The sequence below is a fragment of the Bradyrhizobium sp. OK095 genome (genome assembly GCF_900109945.1).
Lineage (GTDB): Bacteria > Pseudomonadota > Alphaproteobacteria > Rhizobiales > Xanthobacteraceae > Bradyrhizobium.
Genome location: NZ_FOBX01000005.1, coordinates 94,780 through 111,451 on the forward strand (window position 1 = coordinate 94,780; position 16,672 = coordinate 111,451).

Annotated in this window: 16 protein-coding genes, 1 tRNA gene and 1 pseudogene; 7 read left to right on the forward strand and 11 right to left on the reverse strand. The window is 61.1% G+C overall.

Features of this window, described 5'->3' with window-relative positions:
- Positions 1 to 56 precede the first annotated feature (56 nt).
- The 6 genes from rpoN to BMW89_RS14765 form a co-directional block, all read right to left on the reverse strand.
- On the reverse strand, positions 57 to 1,679 hold the full coding sequence (gene rpoN, locus BMW89_RS14740) for an RNA polymerase factor sigma-54 (RefSeq protein ID WP_092027513.1): 1,623 nt from the start codon (positions 1,677 to 1,679) through the stop codon (positions 57 to 59).
- A 91-nt stretch (positions 1,680 to 1,770) separates the two neighbouring features.
- Positions 1,771 to 2,769 carry an LPS export ABC transporter ATP-binding protein gene (gene lptB / locus BMW89_RS14745; RefSeq protein WP_092027515.1) on the reverse strand — a complete coding sequence of 333 codons (999 nt, stop codon included), beginning with the start codon at positions 2,767 to 2,769 and terminating at the stop codon, positions 1,771 to 1,773.
- A 236-nt stretch (positions 2,770 to 3,005) separates the two neighbouring features.
- Complete coding sequence (locus BMW89_RS14750) at positions 3,006 to 3,743, reverse strand: LptA/OstA family protein (protein ID WP_177196059.1); 738 nt, start codon at positions 3,741 to 3,743, stop codon at positions 3,006 to 3,008.
- A gap of 5 nt (positions 3,744 to 3,748) precedes the next feature.
- Positions 3,749 to 4,465, reverse strand: coding sequence for an LPS export ABC transporter periplasmic protein LptC (lptC, locus tag BMW89_RS14755; RefSeq protein WP_092027519.1), 717 nt, complete (start codon positions 4,463 to 4,465; stop codon positions 3,749 to 3,751).
- A gap of 144 nt (positions 4,466 to 4,609) precedes the next feature.
- On the reverse strand, positions 4,610 to 5,224 hold the full coding sequence (locus BMW89_RS14760) for a ribonuclease D (protein WP_092027521.1): 615 nt from the start codon (positions 5,222 to 5,224) through the stop codon (positions 4,610 to 4,612).
- A gap of 116 nt (positions 5,225 to 5,340) precedes the next feature.
- Positions 5,341 to 6,666, reverse strand: a complete 1,326-nt coding sequence (locus tag BMW89_RS14765) for a UbiA family prenyltransferase (RefSeq protein WP_092027523.1) — start codon at positions 6,664 to 6,666, stop codon at positions 5,341 to 5,343.
- Positions 6,667 to 6,961: 295 nt separating this feature from the next.
- On the opposite strand from BMW89_RS14765, the gene BMW89_RS14770 reads away from it, so the two are divergent.
- The 6 genes and pseudogenes from BMW89_RS14770 (at position 6,962) to BMW89_RS38695 (ending at position 11,692) form a co-directional block, all read left to right on the forward strand.
- On the forward strand, positions 6,962 to 8,233 hold the full coding sequence (locus BMW89_RS14770) for an MFS transporter (protein ID WP_092028045.1): 1,272 nt from the start codon (positions 6,962 to 6,964) through the stop codon (positions 8,231 to 8,233).
- A gap of 103 nt (positions 8,234 to 8,336) precedes the next feature.
- On the forward strand, positions 8,337 to 8,792 hold the full coding sequence (locus tag BMW89_RS14775) for a hypothetical protein (protein ID WP_092027525.1): 456 nt from the start codon (positions 8,337 to 8,339) through the stop codon (positions 8,790 to 8,792).
- Complete coding sequence (locus BMW89_RS14780; RefSeq protein WP_092027527.1) at positions 8,785 to 9,828, forward strand: serine/threonine-protein kinase; 1,044 nt, start codon at positions 8,785 to 8,787, stop codon at positions 9,826 to 9,828. Before BMW89_RS14775 ends, BMW89_RS14780 begins: the two co-directional genes overlap by 8 nt.
- On the forward strand, positions 9,828 to 10,013 hold the full coding sequence (locus tag BMW89_RS37320; protein ID WP_143062766.1) for a hypothetical protein: 186 nt from the start codon (positions 9,828 to 9,830) through the stop codon (positions 10,011 to 10,013). Before BMW89_RS14780 ends, BMW89_RS37320 begins: the two co-directional genes overlap by 1 nt.
- 218 nt (positions 10,014 to 10,231) lie before the next feature.
- Positions 10,232 to 11,263 (forward strand): hypothetical protein, encoded by a 1,032-nt coding sequence (locus BMW89_RS14785; RefSeq protein WP_143062767.1) that lies wholly within the window; start codon positions 10,232 to 10,234, stop codon positions 11,261 to 11,263.
- Between the two features lie 156 nt (positions 11,264 to 11,419).
- Positions 11,420 to 11,692 (forward strand): annotated as a pseudogene (locus tag BMW89_RS38695) (type II toxin-antitoxin system ParD family antitoxin).
- A 36-nt stretch (positions 11,693 to 11,728) separates the two neighbouring features.
- Here the strand turns inward: BMW89_RS38695 and BMW89_RS14795 are convergent.
- The 3 genes from BMW89_RS14795 to BMW89_RS14805 form a co-directional block, all read right to left on the reverse strand.
- Complete coding sequence (locus BMW89_RS14795) at positions 11,729 to 12,472, reverse strand: hypothetical protein (protein ID WP_092027531.1); 744 nt, start codon at positions 12,470 to 12,472, stop codon at positions 11,729 to 11,731.
- 9 nt (positions 12,473 to 12,481) lie between these two features.
- Positions 12,482 to 12,982: a Panacea domain-containing protein gene (locus BMW89_RS14800; protein WP_092027533.1), complete on the reverse strand. Its 501-nt coding sequence runs from the start codon at positions 12,980 to 12,982 to the stop codon at positions 12,482 to 12,484.
- A 109-nt stretch (positions 12,983 to 13,091) separates the two neighbouring features.
- Positions 13,092 to 13,178, reverse strand: a tRNA-Leu gene (locus BMW89_RS14805).
- A gap of 162 nt (positions 13,179 to 13,340) precedes the next feature.
- Here BMW89_RS14805 and BMW89_RS14810 point away from each other — a divergent pair.
- Positions 13,341 to 14,306, forward strand: coding sequence for a complex I NDUFA9 subunit family protein (locus tag BMW89_RS14810; protein WP_092027535.1), 966 nt, complete (start codon positions 13,341 to 13,343; stop codon positions 14,304 to 14,306).
- 207 nt (positions 14,307 to 14,513) lie between these two features.
- Here BMW89_RS14810 and BMW89_RS14815 read toward each other — a convergent pair whose 3' ends face one another.
- The gene (locus BMW89_RS14815) at positions 14,514 to 15,254 is read right to left on the reverse strand and encodes an SDR family oxidoreductase (RefSeq protein ID WP_092027537.1); all 741 of its coding nucleotides are present in this window, start codon (positions 15,252 to 15,254) and stop codon (positions 14,514 to 14,516) included.
- 3 nt (positions 15,255 to 15,257) lie between these two features.
- On the reverse strand, positions 15,258 to 16,583 hold the full coding sequence (locus BMW89_RS14820) for an FAD-binding oxidoreductase (protein ID WP_092027539.1): 1,326 nt from the start codon (positions 16,581 to 16,583) through the stop codon (positions 15,258 to 15,260).
- Between the last annotated feature and the right edge of the window lie 89 nt (positions 16,584 to 16,672).

The following is a 16,672-nucleotide window of genomic DNA, read 5'->3' on the forward strand; positions in this document are numbered from 1 at the left end:
GCTTGGATCGATCGCGAATGGGGGGATGAGAGTAGCGCGATTTCGCGCCAGTGCAATCAGGCCGGCTCGGTGTTGCGGGAGCGATCGGACATTGCGGTGGAAAGGACGTTACCAAGAGCGCTCTGCTTGTCACGACGGCGTTGCACCGAGGACGGAATGCGCATGGCTTCGCGGTACTTCGCGACCGTGCGGCGGGCAATATCAATGCTCGAGGCGCGCAAGCGTTCCACGATGGTATCATCCGACAGGATCGCGGACGGCGCTTCCGCATCGATCAGCTGCTTGATGTGGTGACGCACGGCTTCGGCCGAATGCGCCTCGCCGCCGTCGGCCGAGGCGATCGAGGCCGTGAAGAAATATTTCAACTCGAATGTGCCGCGATTTGTCGCCATGTATTTGTTGGCGGTGACGCGCGACACCGTGGATTCATGCATCTGGATGGCGTCGGCGACGGCCTTCAGATTCAGCGGCCGCAGATGCGCCACGCCATGGGTGAAAAAGCCGTCCTGCTGACGCACGATCTCGGTCGAGACCTTCAGGATGGTGCGGGCGCGCTGGTCGAGCGCGCGCACCAGCCAGGTCGCGTTCTGCAGCGCGTCGGTGAAGTAGGATTTGTCGCCATCCTTGCCGATCTTCTTCGACAGCTGGGAATAATAGATCTGGTTGACCAGCACGCGCGGCAAGGTGTCGCTGTTGAGCTCGACATGCCAGCCGCCGTCGGGACCCGGGCGGACATAGACGTCAGGCACCATGGTCTGCAGCCGCGCCGAGCCGAACTTCATGCCGGGCTTGGGATTGAGGCGGCGGATCTCGCCGATCATGTCGGCGATGTCCTCGTCATCGACGCCGCAGAGCTTGCGCAGGGCGCCGATGTCGCGCTTGGCCAGGAGATCGAGATGCTCGACGAGGGCCTGCATCGCCGGATCGTAGCGGTCGAGCTCGCGCAGCTGGATCGCCAGGCATTCGCTCAGATTGCGCGCGCAGACGCCGGGCGGATCGAACTTTTGCAGCACGGCAAGGACGTCCTCGACGTCGGCTTGCGATGCGCCAAGACGCTCTGCGGCCTGGCCGAGATCGGCCGGAACGTAGCCGGCCTCGTCGACGAGATCGATCAGGTACTGGCCGATCATGCGCTGCGCCGCGCCGGTGAAGGCGACCGAAAGCTGCTCGGCGAGATGGTCGCCAAGCGTCATCTCCGCGGCGACGAAGGCCTCGAGATTGTAGTCCTCATCGCCGGAGGCGCCGCCGCCCCATTCGGTGTAGGTGGTCGGCGCCGCGTCCTGGGCGTTGCGCGCCGCAGCCTCGGCCGGCTCTTCGGAGAAGACGTTGTCCAGGCCCGTATCCAGGGTCTGCTCGATCTCGGCGCGGGTGCCGAGATCCTTGCTCATCCATTCTTCCTGGCCGGGCTCGAACGCCTCGCCCGGACCGCCGCCCGGCTCGTCGCTGTGGCTGCCGCCGAAATCGTCGCCATCGCTGAACTGGCCGGCCTCGGCCGGGGCTTCACCCGCGGGGGGCTCGTCGTTGGCCCGCTCCAGCAGCGGGTTGCGCTCGAGTTCCTCTTCCACGAACGTCGTGAGATCGAGATTGGACAATTGCAGCAGCTTGATCGCCTGCATCAGCTGCGGCGTCATGACCAGCGACTGCGATTGCCGGAACTCTAATCTCTGCGTGAGCGCCATGAAGCAAGAACCGATCCCAAAAAGTTGGTCCGATTTTTGCTTATCCTAGTCTTGGCACGATGTACACGGCTTGACGAACTGGAAAAAAGGGCTAGAGGCGGAATTCCTCGCCAAGGTAAAGGCGCCTGACGTCCGGATCAGCAACGATCTCATCCGGGCTGCCCTCGGTCAAGATTTCACCGGCATAGACGATATAGGCGCGATCGGTGAGGCCGAGCGTCTCGCGAACGTTATGGTCGGTGATGAGCACGCCGATGCCGCGATTGGTGAGATGGCGGACGAGGTCCTGAATGTCGCCGACCGCGATCGGATCGATGCCCGCGAAAGGCTCGTCGAGCAGCATGTAGTTCGGACGCGTCGCCAGCGCACGCGCGATTTCGACGCGGCGACGCTCACCGCCTGACAGTGCGATCGACGGTGATTTACGCAGGCGCGTGATGTTGAATTCGTCGAGCAGCGAGTCGAGCTGCGCCTCACGCTTCTTGCGCGAGGGCTCAACCACTTCGAGCACGGCGCGGATATTTTGCTCGACGGTGAGGCCGCGGAAGATCGATGCTTCCTGCGGCAGATAGCCGATGCCAAGTCGCGCGCGCTGATACATCGGGAGTTTCGTGACGTCGTGACCATCGAGCTCGATCGCGCCGCGATCGGGCTTGATCAGGCCGGTGATCATGTAGAACACGGTGGTCTTGCCGGCGCCGTTCGGACCGAGCAATCCGACCGCTTCGCCGCGACGCACATAGATGCTGACGCCGCGCACGACCTGGCGGCTGCCAAAGCTCTTTTCCACGCTATGCACAGCCAGGAAGCCCGGACGCTTCAAAAGCTGCGGCCCGCCAGCGCCGTTCGGCCGGCTGGCGGCCCTGACCGGATGAACCGCCTGCGCCCGCGCTGGCTCGGCTTGGTAGTCCGCCTCAAACTGGTCAGGTGCACGCATCGGCTGGTCACGGGCGATCGGCGGCGCGTCCCTGACAGGACTGGGCACGAGACCTCCGACGCCGTCACCGAGCGCGGTGATGTCCTGACGCGCAAATCCTGGCCGGCCGCGCTTGGCGGGGCGCCGACGGAACATGCTGAAGAGATCGACCATCCCCGCCTTCTAGCCTTCCAAGCTGATCCTGCGCGATATCCGCGCGATCTGCCGCGCCGGCTTTTCGATTCGCCGACACAGCATGAGTGAAGGGATGTCTCATGCCCAGTGAAACACGCCCGAAAAGCGGCGGACGCCGCTTCGAAAGCCCTGCGCGCTAGATACAGTCTCGCCGGGCAAGCTTCAACCTCGGATCGGGAGCATCCGGCCCAAGCCGTTGAAATCGCGCTTGGAATTTACTTTTTGCCGGAACCGGGCAGTTGCAAAGGCGGGGCAGCGCCGGGAGCCACCGGCGTCCCGCATTTTCCGTTCTGTCCGCCCTGGGACTGGATGAACAGGCCTTGCACCCTGCCGCTGTCGGACTCCACCCGCGAGACGCCGGTGGTCATATCGACCAACAGGCGGTCACCGCGCAGCACGTTCTGGCACTGGGTCAGCACCACCTGGCTCCCGGCCCCGCCGAGCATGGTGATGAGGTTGGTCTTGGTGTCGAACACCGCGGTCTCGCCAGTCACGACCTGGTCCTTCTGGGTGACGACGACATTGCCGCGTGCCTCCAGCCGCTTGATCGAGGAGCTGCCGCCCGGACCTGGCGTCGACGACTGCATCGGCGCGGCCTTCGCGCCCTTTGCGGGTGCGCTTTGGGCTGGCGCAGGCTGCGGTGTCGCCGGCTTGTCGCCGCCCGACTCGTAGAACACCACCAGCGTCTTCGAGGTCATGGTGGTATCGCCCTGCACGACCTTCACATTGCCGGAGAAGGTCGCCTCCTTCTTCTTGTCGCGCATCTCGAGCGAGGCGGCGTCGATCTGGATCGGCTGATCGCGGTTTTGCGAGAAGCCTTGCATCGCGTTCGGCACGCTGGCTGAGCTCTGCGCGTGGGCCGCACCGGCTGAGATCAGAAGACCGAAGGCCAGCGCGGCGGCGCTTGCGATGGCACACCACTTGGCATCGTTGCGCGGAAAAAACCTGATCATGAAAATCACTTTGAATTGGCAGACTTGTTCTTGGACTTCGGCGGCGACGGCGGGGGTTGCTCGACGGGCTGAGCGGCGGGATCATCCAGCTTGTCCAGATGCATCACCACATTGCCCTCGAAGCGGACGACGTCGCCACCTTCCGTGATCCGCAGCCGATCGGCGGTCAGTGTGCCATTGGTCAGCTTGACGTCGACATGCTCGTCCGAGGAGACCGTGCCCTTGTTCATGTCGACGAAGGCGGAGTTCAGCCGCGCCTCATAGCCGGTCGAGGTGCGCAGGAAGATATCCTTGTGCAGGTCGAGCTGCTGCTGCTTGTTGTCGAAACGGCCGGTGCGGGCGTCGAGGAACATGGTCGATTGATCCTCCATCAGCACCTTCGCGCGCAGATCGGTGAGATCGACATGATCGGGGTCGGTGATGTCCTGTGTCGCGGTCTTGGCCCAGAGCTCGTAGGGCCGCTGATCCGGCGTGAAGCCGGACATGTGCGGCGATTCCATCGTGATCTTGGTGCCCGTCACCACGAGATTTCCAGAGTCGAGTTTTATGGGAATCTGGAACGGATTGAGGAAGGTCGAAACGACAACGATCGCGGCCATGGACGCAGCCACCGTCACCGGCACGGCGATGCGCAAAATCCGCACCAGGCGGCTGTGGCGCGCCGCGCTGGCAAACCTCGCCGCAAGCGCGGCGTCGTAGGTGGGATTGTGGGCCGAATTCACCGCTGCTCCAGGGTGTCGCTCGCCTTGTCTGGTTCGAGGGCGGGCCATTGTAACCCGGCACCGCCAAAATATGCAGCCTGCGAGAGGCCGCATGAAAGTGTCTGAAACGGGGCGGCAGCCCTAACCGAACTCCCGCTAGGGGGCTCAGGAATGCGCGAAAATGTCCTCTTCTTCCCAACCCTGGAGGTCGAGCAGGCAGCGGGTCGGCAGGAACTCGAAACAGGCTTTTGCCAGCGCCGTGCGGCCTTCGCGGACCAGCATGGCATCGAGCCGCTCGCGTAGGGCGTGCAGATGCAGCACGTCGGAGGCGGCGTAGGCGAGCTGCGGCTCGGTCAGGCTATCGGAACCCCAATCGCTGGATTGCTGCTGCTTGGAGAGGTCGACATTGAGCACCTCGCGCACGAGGTCCTTGAGGCCATGGCGGTCGGTGTAGGTGCGGATCAGGCGGGAGGCAATCTTGGTGCAATAAATCGGGCCGGTCATGACGCCAAAGGTCTGGTACAGCACCGCAACGTCGAACCGCGCGAAGTGGAAGATCTTGGTGATCTCAGGATTGGCCAGCAGCGCCTTCAGGTTCGGCGCATCGGTGTGGCCCTTGGGGATCTGCACCACGTCGGCGCTACCGTCGCCGGGCGACAGCTGCACCACGCAGAGCCGGTCACGGTGCGGGTTCAACCCCATGGTTTCGGTGTCGATCGCCACCGCCGAGGTGTAGCGGGACAGGTCGGGCAAATCGCCGCGGTGCAGGCGTACGGTCATGGCGTTTCAAAACCTTGGGTCGAATCGGTCTGTCGGCATCATAAGCTAATCGGATGGGTTGCGATTTAGCCATTGGAGCCGGGCGGCGCAAGCGCGAGATGCCCTTAAAAGCCAGCTCAGATCGCCGCCAGCATGATGCAGATCATCGCCGCGACCGTGGTGCGGCTGGGGCCGTCGCGGAACGCATAGATGATGGGATCGTCGGGCATCTCGCGGCGATGCGCCATCATCAGGGCGCGGCCGAACCAGTACAGCAGCAGCGGGTTCAGCAGCCATAGCATCCAGGGGCGGCTGTACAGCGGCATCACTGCGGAGGAAGACACATAGAGCGAGAACACGGTCACCGCGTTCATCGCGCTCGCCGCCGCCATGGCGCCGATGATGTGCAGATCGGTGACGCGATAGTCGCGGTTGGAGGGATCGGCGAGGCCCGCCGTCTCGCGCATGCTGAGCTCGCTGAAGCGCTTGATCAGCGCCAGCGACGTGAACACGAACAGCGAGAAGATCAGCAGCCATTCCGACAGCACCACGCCGACACCGACGGCGCCGGCGATGATGCGCAAGCTGTAGAGGCCGGCGAGCGTCACGACATCGACCAGCATCTTGCGCTTCAGTACGAGCGAATAGGCGATGGTGGTGGCGAGATAGCCGCCGAGCACGCCGAGGAACAGCGGCGAGATGCAGAGGGAGGCGGCAACCGCGAACAGCCACAGCGTGGGGATCGCAAGCAGTGCCGAAGAGATCTTGAGATCACCGGCCGCAAGCGCGCGATGGCGCTTGGTCGGATGCTGCCGATCGGCGGCGAGATCCAGGAGATCGTTCATCAGATAGGCGCCGGACGCACAGGCCGAGAACGCCAAAAACGCCAGCAGCGCATAGCCGAGCGTGGCAAAATTCAGCTGATGCGCGGTGATAACAGGCACGAACACCAGCGTGTTCTTGGCGTATTGATAGACCCGCAGCGCCTTCGCCCAGGTTTTGAGACTGGCGCGGCTGCGGTTTTGGCTGTCGATGCGATCTATCGAGCTGCGATCGAACGGCAGCTTCTCGCCCGCCGCGAGATCGGCCGGCGTCACGACGCCATCGAAGCCGAGATGCGCGGCGATGCCCGCCGCGTGACCCGCAAAGCGCCCCGCGACGAGATAAATTTTTGCCCCCCGCGCCCGTGCCGCCAGGGCCTGGTTCAGAACATCGGAATCATAGGGCAGATGGGCGTAATCGATCTCGGCCCGCGCCAAAATATCCGTGAGCGCCGCCATGCCCGGGCGTCCGCCCGCACCGAAGCGGCCAAGCATGAGGGCAGGCCTGGAGAACAGCGTTTCCATCAGCAGCTCGGAGCGCAGCAAGGCGCCTTCGAGATCGATCACAAGCGCCCGCGCAGCCGCCGGACTTGCCGACGGTGTGGGGACGCCAGAATCGTACTGCCGGGCAGGCTGCTCCATCCGAAAACGCTCTATTGACCGCAACATGACCGGCCCAAGGACTGGGGGAGGCCGGGGAGCAGGGAAATGGACGGTCGGGAGCCTAGGGGGCATTCGCTAAAAGCGGCTTAATTCAACCGGAGATGGGGCGGCCGCCACGCGATGCCCCGGTCCAATCGATGCCCCCGGCTGTTGCCCGGATCCCACAACCCGCCGCGAGCTTCATATTCCAGCCGACCTTGTGGCATGCGCACCGTGGAAATCGTCCCGGCCTACCCTATCTGCCAGTTTCGCGCCCAACATGAATCAGGTGGTCATGACCGAACAGACGCTAGCTGTGCCGATCGACGATCAACAGGAACGCCCGCGCGGCTTTTCGCGCTACCAGTCACTCCTCATCGCGCTGCTCGCGTTCACGCAGTTCACGATCATCCTCGACTTCATCATCATGTCGCCGCTTGGCGCCATCCTGATGCCGGCGCTCGACATCACGACCGGACAATTCGGCATCGCGGTGTCGGCCTATGCGTTCAGCGCGGGATTTTCGGGCATTCTCGCCGCCGGCTTTGCCGATCGCTTCGATCGCAAGCGCCTGCTGCTGTTCTTCTATGTCGGCTTCACGCTCGGCACCCTGCTCTGCGCCGCCGCGCAGACTTACCATGTGCTGCTGCTCGGCCGGATCGTGACCGGATTGTTCGGCGGCGTGATCGGCTCCGTCGTGCTGGCCATCGTCACCGACCTGTTCGCGCTGCATCTGCGCGGCCGCGTGATGGGCTTCATCCAGACCGCTTTTGCCGCGAGCCAGGTGCTCGGCATTCCCGCCGGACTGTTTCTCGCCAACCACTGGAGCTGGCATGTCTGCTTCATCGCGATCGTCGGCCTGTCGATCGTGACGATCGCCGTCATCGGCTTCGCGATGGAGCCGGTGGATGCGCATCTGAAGCTGAAGCAGGACAGAAACCCGTTCCATCATCTGATCGCGACGATCGGAGAGCCGCGCTACACGCTGGCCTTCGCGGTCACGACGCTGCTGGCGACGGGCGGGTACATGCTGATGCCGTATTCCAGCGCCTTCACCGTGAACAATATCGGCATCGATATGGCGCATCTGCCGACGATCTATCTCGTCTCCGGCCTGTTCAGCATCGTCACGGGGCCGCTGGTCGGCCGTGCCAGCGACGCATTCGGCAAATACCCGACCTTCGTGTTCGGCTGCGTGATGACCGTCATCATGGTGCTGATCTACACCCATCTCGGCCACGTCTCGCTGGCGATCGCGATCACCGTCAACGTGCTGATGTTCGTCGGCATCTTCTCGCGCATGATCCCGTCGCAGGCGCTGATCTCGGCGATCCCCGATCAGAGCCAGCGCGGCTCGTTCAGCGCGGTCAGCGCATCACTCCAGCAACTCTCCGGCGGCCTCGGCTCGGTGTTCGCCGCAGCGATCATCGCGCAGCAGCCGGATGGTTCGCTGCTGCATTTCGAGCGGATCGGCTACGTCGTCGTCACGACGACGATCGTCACGATGGTGATGATGTATTTTGTGCAGAAGGCGGTGGCGGATCGGGCGGGGAAACGGGTGGTGTGAGGGGGAAGCAGGCTTATACAATTATAGATTGTATGATACTGCGTTGTAACTTTACACTAGACAAATCATTCCAGTTAAGATGACTTAGAGACGGGAGGAAGTAATGATAGCTATAGGGATTCGCGCGGCACCGAGCGCTGTGACGTTTGCTATCATCGACACCGACCAGAACTCTATCGTCAACGTCGAAAGAATAAAAATTCCTGCCGCCTTCGAAACGCCGGACGCCTTAAAATACGTTCGCTCGAATCTGCTCGATATCCTGAGGGAGTATGAAGTTGAGCGTGCAGGAATCCGCGTAACCGAGCCCAGCGCTGACGGTGCGAGCGTTGAACGCATTCAGATCGAGGGCGTGATCCAAGAGGCGTTCGCCAGCTCCGACCTCAAAGCCTACTACGTTGGCCAGATTGCTTCCATCTCGGCCCGAGTCGGATTCGACAGAGCTCGGTTCAAGCCCATGGTAGCCGGCGAAGATAGTCCAGGCGTAGAGAACTGGGAGAAGATGACGAAGGAAGCGCGAGAAGCAATCCTCTGCGCGATGGGAACCAAGGATGCTTAAGCCTTACCAGAAGGCCGAACTCACGTTTGATATTATCAAGGAGATCGGTCAGGACGGACAGAATTCAAAGACCTATATCACGCGCGACCATCAGCTGGACGCAGAGATCGTTACCAAGCAAATATTGAAATCGAAGCTGAACTCCCCGACCGAGTTTTTTGCCGAGTCCCAGGCACTATATGCCAGCGCGCATCCTAACGTGGTTCAGGTGCACTACGCGTGCTTCGATGCTGACCACGTCTACATTGCGATGCCCTATTATCAGAAGGGCTCAGTCAAAGGGCTGATGGCTACCAGATTTTTGACGGTCCGTGAGATCGTGATCCTGGGCACGCAGACTCTGAGCGGCCTGCACAACATCCACTCGAAAGACCTCGTCCATTTTGATGTAAAGCCGGACAACATCTTACTCTCGCCTCGCGGCGAAGCCCTTGTCTCGGACTTCGGGCAGGCCAAGCAAATGAACTTCAGTGGTATTGCCGCGCAGGATCGACACTATGGGAAAATGATACCACCAGAGGCCACTGTGACCGATCATTTCGATCGGTCATTCGACATTTACCAGGTTGGCCTGACGCTATATCGCATGGCTAACGGAAACGATCATTTCAACCAGCAGTTCGCGAAGTACGGGCCGCCGGCCACCTTCGATAAGGCGGCGTTTAGATATGACCTTCGCAATGGCAAGTTCCCGGATCGATCATCATTTTTGCCGCATATCCCGAGCACCCTCCGCAACGTAATCAGGAAGTGCCTGCAGGTTGATCCGAAGGACCGGTATGGCTCCGCCATCGATGTCGCTAACGCCATGGCCGGCATCGACGGCCCGTCTTTGGATTGGTGCTATGCACCCCAAGGGACCACAAGGCTCTGGACAAAGAACAAAAATGGAACAAAATACGATTTGACCGTTAACCCGGATGGAAGCTCGGTTTGTTTGAAATCCGTGAATGGCGGTAAGGCCAGGCGCGTCGGCGATGCTTGCAAGACAAAAATTACCGACCCAGAGTTGAAAAAGCTCTTCGGGAGCCATTGATGAAACTGAAGAATCGACCAAGAAGGTACGTGAAGCGCTCGGATCTGCCGGGGCGGCTTTTGCGTGCAAAGAAGGTCGTAGTCGGTTCTGAGAGAAGACCCAAAGACCGCAATTTCGCGACCGTTGAGATAGACGCAAACTTCTATTTCACCTTCTGCCAAGGCGCGGATCAAAAGAACCGCTAGGGCGTCTTACCACCCGCCTCCGAAGCTCGTTCAACGCCATAAGTGTCCTGTGGACTGCGCGCCCTTGGCGCCTCTAAGAGCGGCGAACCCATCCCCCGCCATGAGGCGCATATCAGCTAAGCGCGCGAGCTCATGTCGGCTCGTTCGAGTTTGACCTTGAGTCAAGGTGCGCGTGGCGCTTGGAAGAACACGCTGCCAACCCAAATAGTGGAAGTATAATGGACGACGATATTCTTGCTCATTGTGGGGCTTGGCTAAAGCCCGGCGTGCATTTGGTTGTATTGCCGTGGGCACGCGCCCTCGTCGAAGAACCCATCGAATTCGTAGAAGAAATAATCATCTTTCCGCGCGGAGAAGTCTCGTTTGCCTCACTTAACATTCAACAACACGGCGCCGAAGGGAGCTTGGCATGGTATCAATCCGCTGCTTCGGGCATCGACCTTGAAACCTTCGTCGATCATACGTTGATAGCGTTTCCTTTGAGCTTCGACTGGGATGCAATGCACGGCTACAGCCACCAAGGCCATCTGGATTTCATCGGGTTGCTTTCCGAGAAGGCCGATTCTCTCGCGCTGGATTTCATACGTTTCCAGCTTTGCCGCTTGGACCTTGTCGACACCGTTCCCGCCAAGGCGGGGCAAATCGACAACAATCACATGATGGCTGGGGTCTTGCTCTACAATAACGACATAAAGCAAGGCTGCATTATAGGCGGCGCTGCCTTCACTCATTTCCCAACAAGGGGATTGGGCTTGGTAGTCGACCCTTTTCACGCCCCGTTTTTGCCTCTGGACGGAGAGGTCGGACACCAGGTTGCTCATGCCCTGAAGCTATACGGTGCGTTGCTAGAGGTAGAGGATCAGTCGCTTAAGTTCGTTCAAGCGATTTCACTACTTGAATTTTTGTCTGATCCTTACCGTTATCAGAAGTTTGTAGACGTAAAGAAAACAGTCGCGCGGTACGTAGCCAAAACAACGGAAGATTATCATAATCTACTTGCACGTTTTAAGGAATTGACGGGCAACAAGGATCCGCAAACCGAAATTGAGAGAGGTTATCGGACCCTGATCGTCCACCTGGGAAAGAGATTGAGAGAGATCCTGCCTGATGCTGGTTCTCGCCGAGAGTTGTTCCGCGAATTGGATGGGTACTTACGTCCAATCATCGGGCACATGATTGAACATTCCGACATGAAATGGAGCTCCTATGTCGAAGTACGGAAAGAGATGAAGCCTTTTTTGCCTTCGTAGTAGAATACCCCGCTTGCATCTGTCGGCTTCGAATCCGCCCCTCTCCGCGAATCCCGCCGTGCGACACAGGCACCGGAGCCAGTTCGTCCGCCAAGTCCACCATCTGAAGAACTGAAGGGGAGTTCCGCTTACTAGAAAGGCCATCCAATATTGGTCATGGCGGTAAGTGCAGATCTCGGCGAAGCCGCTTGAAAACTTTATAACAGAATCGGTCGCGTCGGGCCGCTACCACTCCAAGAGCGGGGTGCGGGAGGGTGTGCGGCTCATTCAGAATCGTGAAGCGCGGTTAGCTGCATTGGACGCCGCGATCGCACGTGGCCTCGATGACGCTGATGCGAATCGGGTGAGATCAGCCCCGAAGTCTTTGACCGGCTGGAACGAAATGAGCCGGCAAGACGGCGTGATCGCCGTTATCATCGCGGAAGCTGAAGCCGACTACAGCGCTTCACATGTCGCCCCCCGGAATCAGGGCTTCCGCGGGTCATCATCGAAGAAATCACTTTGCCTCGGATCGTGCCGCTCGCGTTCCTCTGCGGGCGCTGTGGGGCGGCCGGCAAGCTGAGCCTCAGCCATGAAGTATCCGTCAGCGAAGACCCTGAGCATTTCGACCTTCGTCTTGTCGTCGACGCGCGGAATATCACGGGCATCGATGACGCGAAGTTCGCGCTCCGGCTCACGGCCTTTCACCTTTGGCACGCTGAAATCCAGAATCTGGAATTTGGCGCCTGCAAGATCAGGATCATCTGCCAGAAGCTCATCAACGAGCGTTACGAAAAGCGACAGACGCTCCTTTGCGAGGGGATTCTGCCGCCAGAAGCTGAACCAAGGGAACGTGAGTTGTCCCCCCACTCCGTACAAGAGCGGCGGATCGAAAGGCACCATCAGCCCGCGGCCAATGGAGTAGTACCGACGATCAATGGACTGTACGAAGTCGGGCGACACAGAGGCAAAGTGATCCCGGATCAACGGGAGCACCCCGAGCAAATTCTGCCGGACATCGGCACGTTTCACAGCCCGCCTGATACCTTCAACGATCTCGTCGTAAGGCTGATTGAACACCAACATATCGCGAGCGGCGAAGAACAAAGAATTATAGTTGAACGTTGGTGGGCTGTTCGCGAGCGTTACCAGCTTTTTGCAGGTGCGCTCAGATGTGGGCTGCCAATTCCGCGCGAGATGCTGAACGGACGGCACTTTCAGTTTTGCCACGTTGACCTCTCATTGCAAACTGTACGGCGCTACGCGCTTGGAGTAGAAGCGAACAATTTCCTCATCTGCGATCTTCATGCCCGGGTTCACCGAACCCGAGTGATTCCAAACATTATACCACGGACCGTCTTTCGCGTGAGTCAGCTCAACGAGGTCGCCTGCCCGAAGGCGCGAATAAAATTCAACGATTTTTGTGAGCACATCTGAGGTCGAGCTGTCGAATGTGTAACCTACAACTTGACTCTGGCCGGTGTATGCGTCGATTCGCGTCGCTCGGCTCCGAATCGGTGAGCGATCAAATGCTTTGAACTCTCGGTACAGATAGGGAAGTACCGGACCGAATTCCCATGCTTCGAATCTATGCGCGATCAGGGGAGCTTTTAATTCGATCAGGGACCAGACGTGGCAGAAGTAGACAATCTTCTGAAGGGAGAGGTTCGTCACTTCGACCCCTCGCTTGTCGCACTCATCTAGAACGAAGTTCGCGATTACGCGGCCGTCATGAGCCATTTGAGCGCTCCGCCGTTCCTACTATGTTCTACAAAATTATGAAGACGGCAGCAACCTTGCCGGGGGCGACGCGGTCGACACTTAGTATCGCAGCATCATCGGGAAAAGATGGTGCCCAGGAAAGGACTCGAACCTTCACGGCCGTTAAGCCACTGGCACCTGAAGCCAGCGCGTCTACCAATTCCACCACCTGGGCATGCCGTTTGGGGCACGGAGGCGGTTACTACGGTTCGGTGACGCGGTTGTCAAATGATGCTTGGAGGGTGCGTGGGGATGCGGATTGCGCATCGCACACCGGCCCGATACAAGCCTGATAACACGCACTCTTCCCGCAGGAACGGACCTAGGAATAGATCCCATGGCATCGAATTCGGAAACTCTCGTCACGGTTTTCGGCGGATCGGGGTTTTTGGGCCGGAATGTCGTCCGCGCGCTGTGCCGGCGGGATTACCGGGTCCGGGTGGCGGTGCGGCGGCCTGAATTGGCCGGATACCTCCAGCCCTCCGGCAAGGTCGGGCAGGTCCACGTGGTGCAGGCTAACCTGCGCTACCCGGCCTCGATCGAGGCGGCGGTGCGTGATTCGGATGTCGTGATCAATCTGGTCGGCATTTTGGTCGAGGGCGGCGCGCAGAGCTTTGACGCCGTCCAGGCCAAGGGCGCCGAGACCGTCGCCAAGGCGGCCGCGGCGGCGGGCAGCCGCCTGATCCATGTCTCGGCGATCGGCGCCGACGCCGAATCGCCCTCGCGCTATGCCAAGGCCAAGGCGGCCGGCGAAGCGGCGGTGCTGGCCGCGGTCCCCTCGGCCACGATCTTCCGCCCGTCCGTGATGTTCGGCCCCGAGGACCAGTTCACCAACCGCTTTGCGGCGCTGGCGCGGATGTCGCCGGTGCTGCCGGTGATCGGCGGCGCTACGAAGATGCAGCCGGTCTATGTCGGCGACGTCGCCACCGCGATCGCGGATGCTGTCGACGGCAAGGCCAAGGCGGGCGCGACCTACGAGCTCGGCGGTGCGGAAGTGCTGACCATGCGCGAGATCATCGAGGCCATCGTCGCCATCGCCGATCGCAAGCCCGCGCTGGTGCCGCTGTCGTTCGGCCTCGCCCGCTTCCAGGCCAACTTCCTGCAATTCGCGCCGGGCATGCTGAAGCTGACGCCGGACCAGGTCACGCTGCTCGCGCGCGACAATGTGGTGTCGGATACGGCGAAGGCCGCAGGGCTCACGCTGGAAGGGCTCGGCATCACAGCGGATTCGCTGGAGGCGATCGCTCCGCAATATCTCTGGCGCTTCCGCCCGCAGGGCCAGTTCCAGCGCAAGAGCGCGTGAGGGTTTCTCTTACCTCTCCCCGCCTGCGGGGAGAGGTCGGATCGCCCCCGGCGATGCGCAGCATCGTCCGGTGCGATCCGGGTGAGGGGGTACAAGTCTCTCTACGATCTCACGTGTGGAGAGAGGCCCCTCACCCCAACCCTCTCCCCGTAAGAACGGGGCGAGGGGGCGCACTGCCGCTGCGGCGACAACGCAATCCCATCAAACTCAAAACTTCAGCTTCTTGAACACCGCTTCCGGCAGCGTCTTGATGATCAGCATCACGAGGCGCCATTTGCCGCTGACATAGACGACGTCGGTCTTGTTCTCGACGGCGCTGAGAATCGCATCGCCGACGACCGGCGCGTCAACGGTGAGCGGGCCGATCAGCTTCATGCCTTCCGTCATCTTGGTGCGGACGAAGCCGGGTTTTACGGTGACGATTTGCACACCGCCGCGGCTCGCACGCGCGCGCAGGCCTGACAGGAACGCAGAGAAGCCTGCTTTCGCCGAGCCGTAGACATAGTTCGAGGCACGGCCGCGATCGCCGGCGACGGATGACACGCCGACGAGCGTACCGCTGCCGCGGGCCAAAAACTTTTCCGCGAACAGGCCGAGGATCAGCGACGGACCTTCGTAGTTCGTGCGCATGATCATGGTGGCATGCGCGAGATCGCTCTGCGCGGTGTCCTGCGTGCCCAGCAAGCCGACGATCGAGATGACGACATCAGGTAACGCGGGAAGACCGCTCACAAAGCCGTTGAACGAGGCGGTGTCGAGCACATCGAATTTGCTGAGACCGACTTCGACGTTGTAGCGCGCGCGCAGATCCGCGGCGTCAGGCTCCAGCGCGGCGACGTCGCGGCCGGCGAGGCCGACATCGTATCCGGCCTTGGCAAAGGCGCGCGCGGTGGCGCGGCCGATGTCGGAGGAGCCACCGAGCACAATTGCGGATTTGCGTGACATCACGGCTTAAACCTCATCGAACAGGCGTTGTGATAGCTTTGAGCGGATGTGTCCCGCGGGATCGAGCGATTTGCGGATTGCGTTGAAACGCGACAGAGCGGGATAGCCGGCCTCGAACGTCGCGCGCGACTGACGCGCGTCCTTGGCGAGATAGAGCCGGCCGCCGGCCGCCACGACGAGACGGTCGATCTCGTCGAGGAAATTCAGGATGTCGCCCTTCACCGGGAAATCCAGCGCCAGCGTGTAGCCGGGCAGCGGGAACGACAAAATGCCGTCGCCCTGGCCGAGTTTTTTCAGCACCGCGAGGAAGGAGGCATCGCCGCGCCTGGAAACGCGATCGAGGATCTCACCGAGCACGGCGCGCGCCCCCGCTTCCGGGATCACGCATTGGTGCTGGAGGAAGCCGCGCCGGCCATAGATGCGATTCCAGCCGGCGATACTGTCGAGCGGGAAGAAGTATGGATAGAGCGAGACCACATGATCGCCGCCGGCGCGTCGTGCGCCCATGCGGTAGTAAAGCTCGTTGAAGGCGCGGATGCTGTAACGATTCAGCGTCATCGACGGCAGGTCAACGGGCACGGCCAGCTCGGGATTTTTTCCGGCGGGAAATGTAGCAGCGCCATCGGCAAGCTCGTCTTTGCCCGCGTGTTCACCGAGATAGATCAGCGAGCGGCCGAGATCGCGCCCTCGCGCGGCACAATCGATCCATGCCACCGAATAGGTCGCGGCATCGCCCGCGTCGAGCGCGCGCATCGCGGCATCGAGATCCGACGCGGAGATCACCCGCTCGCGGATCCAGCCGGTCTCGACCGGCCGCAGCCGCATCGTCGCTTCGAGAATGATTCCGGTGAGGCCCATACCGCCGACGGTCGCTAAGAAGGCATCGGAATTTTGCTCGCGCGAGATCTCGATGGTCTCGCCCTCGCCAGTGCGCAGCAAGATGCTGTCGACATAGCGGCCAAAGCCACCTTCGCAATGATGGTTCTTGCCATGCACGTCGGCTGCGATGGCGCCGCCGACCGACACGAAGCGCGTGCCGGGCACGACGAAAGGCAGGAAGCCGCGCGCGCCAAACGTGTCGATCAGGTCCGACAGCAAGACGCCGGCTTCGAGACGGATGCGACCGGTCGCGGGATCGAACGACCTGACCCGGTCGAACCCGGTCATCCCGATCGTCCTGACAGCGCCGATCGCGGCATCGCCATAGGCGCGACCGTTACCCCGCGCCACGGAGCCGGTCACCACGGCTTCGCAAACGGCCTCGAACGACCGCGGACGCAGCACATCGCTATCGACGACCGGGAAACGCCCCCAGCCGCTGACGAGGGTCATGGCTTAGCTCCTGCGCAGGGGCGCGCGCGCGCTGCTCTGGAAACTGCCTACCGATCAAAAGCTTATATTGCGTTGAGGCGCGTCGTTGA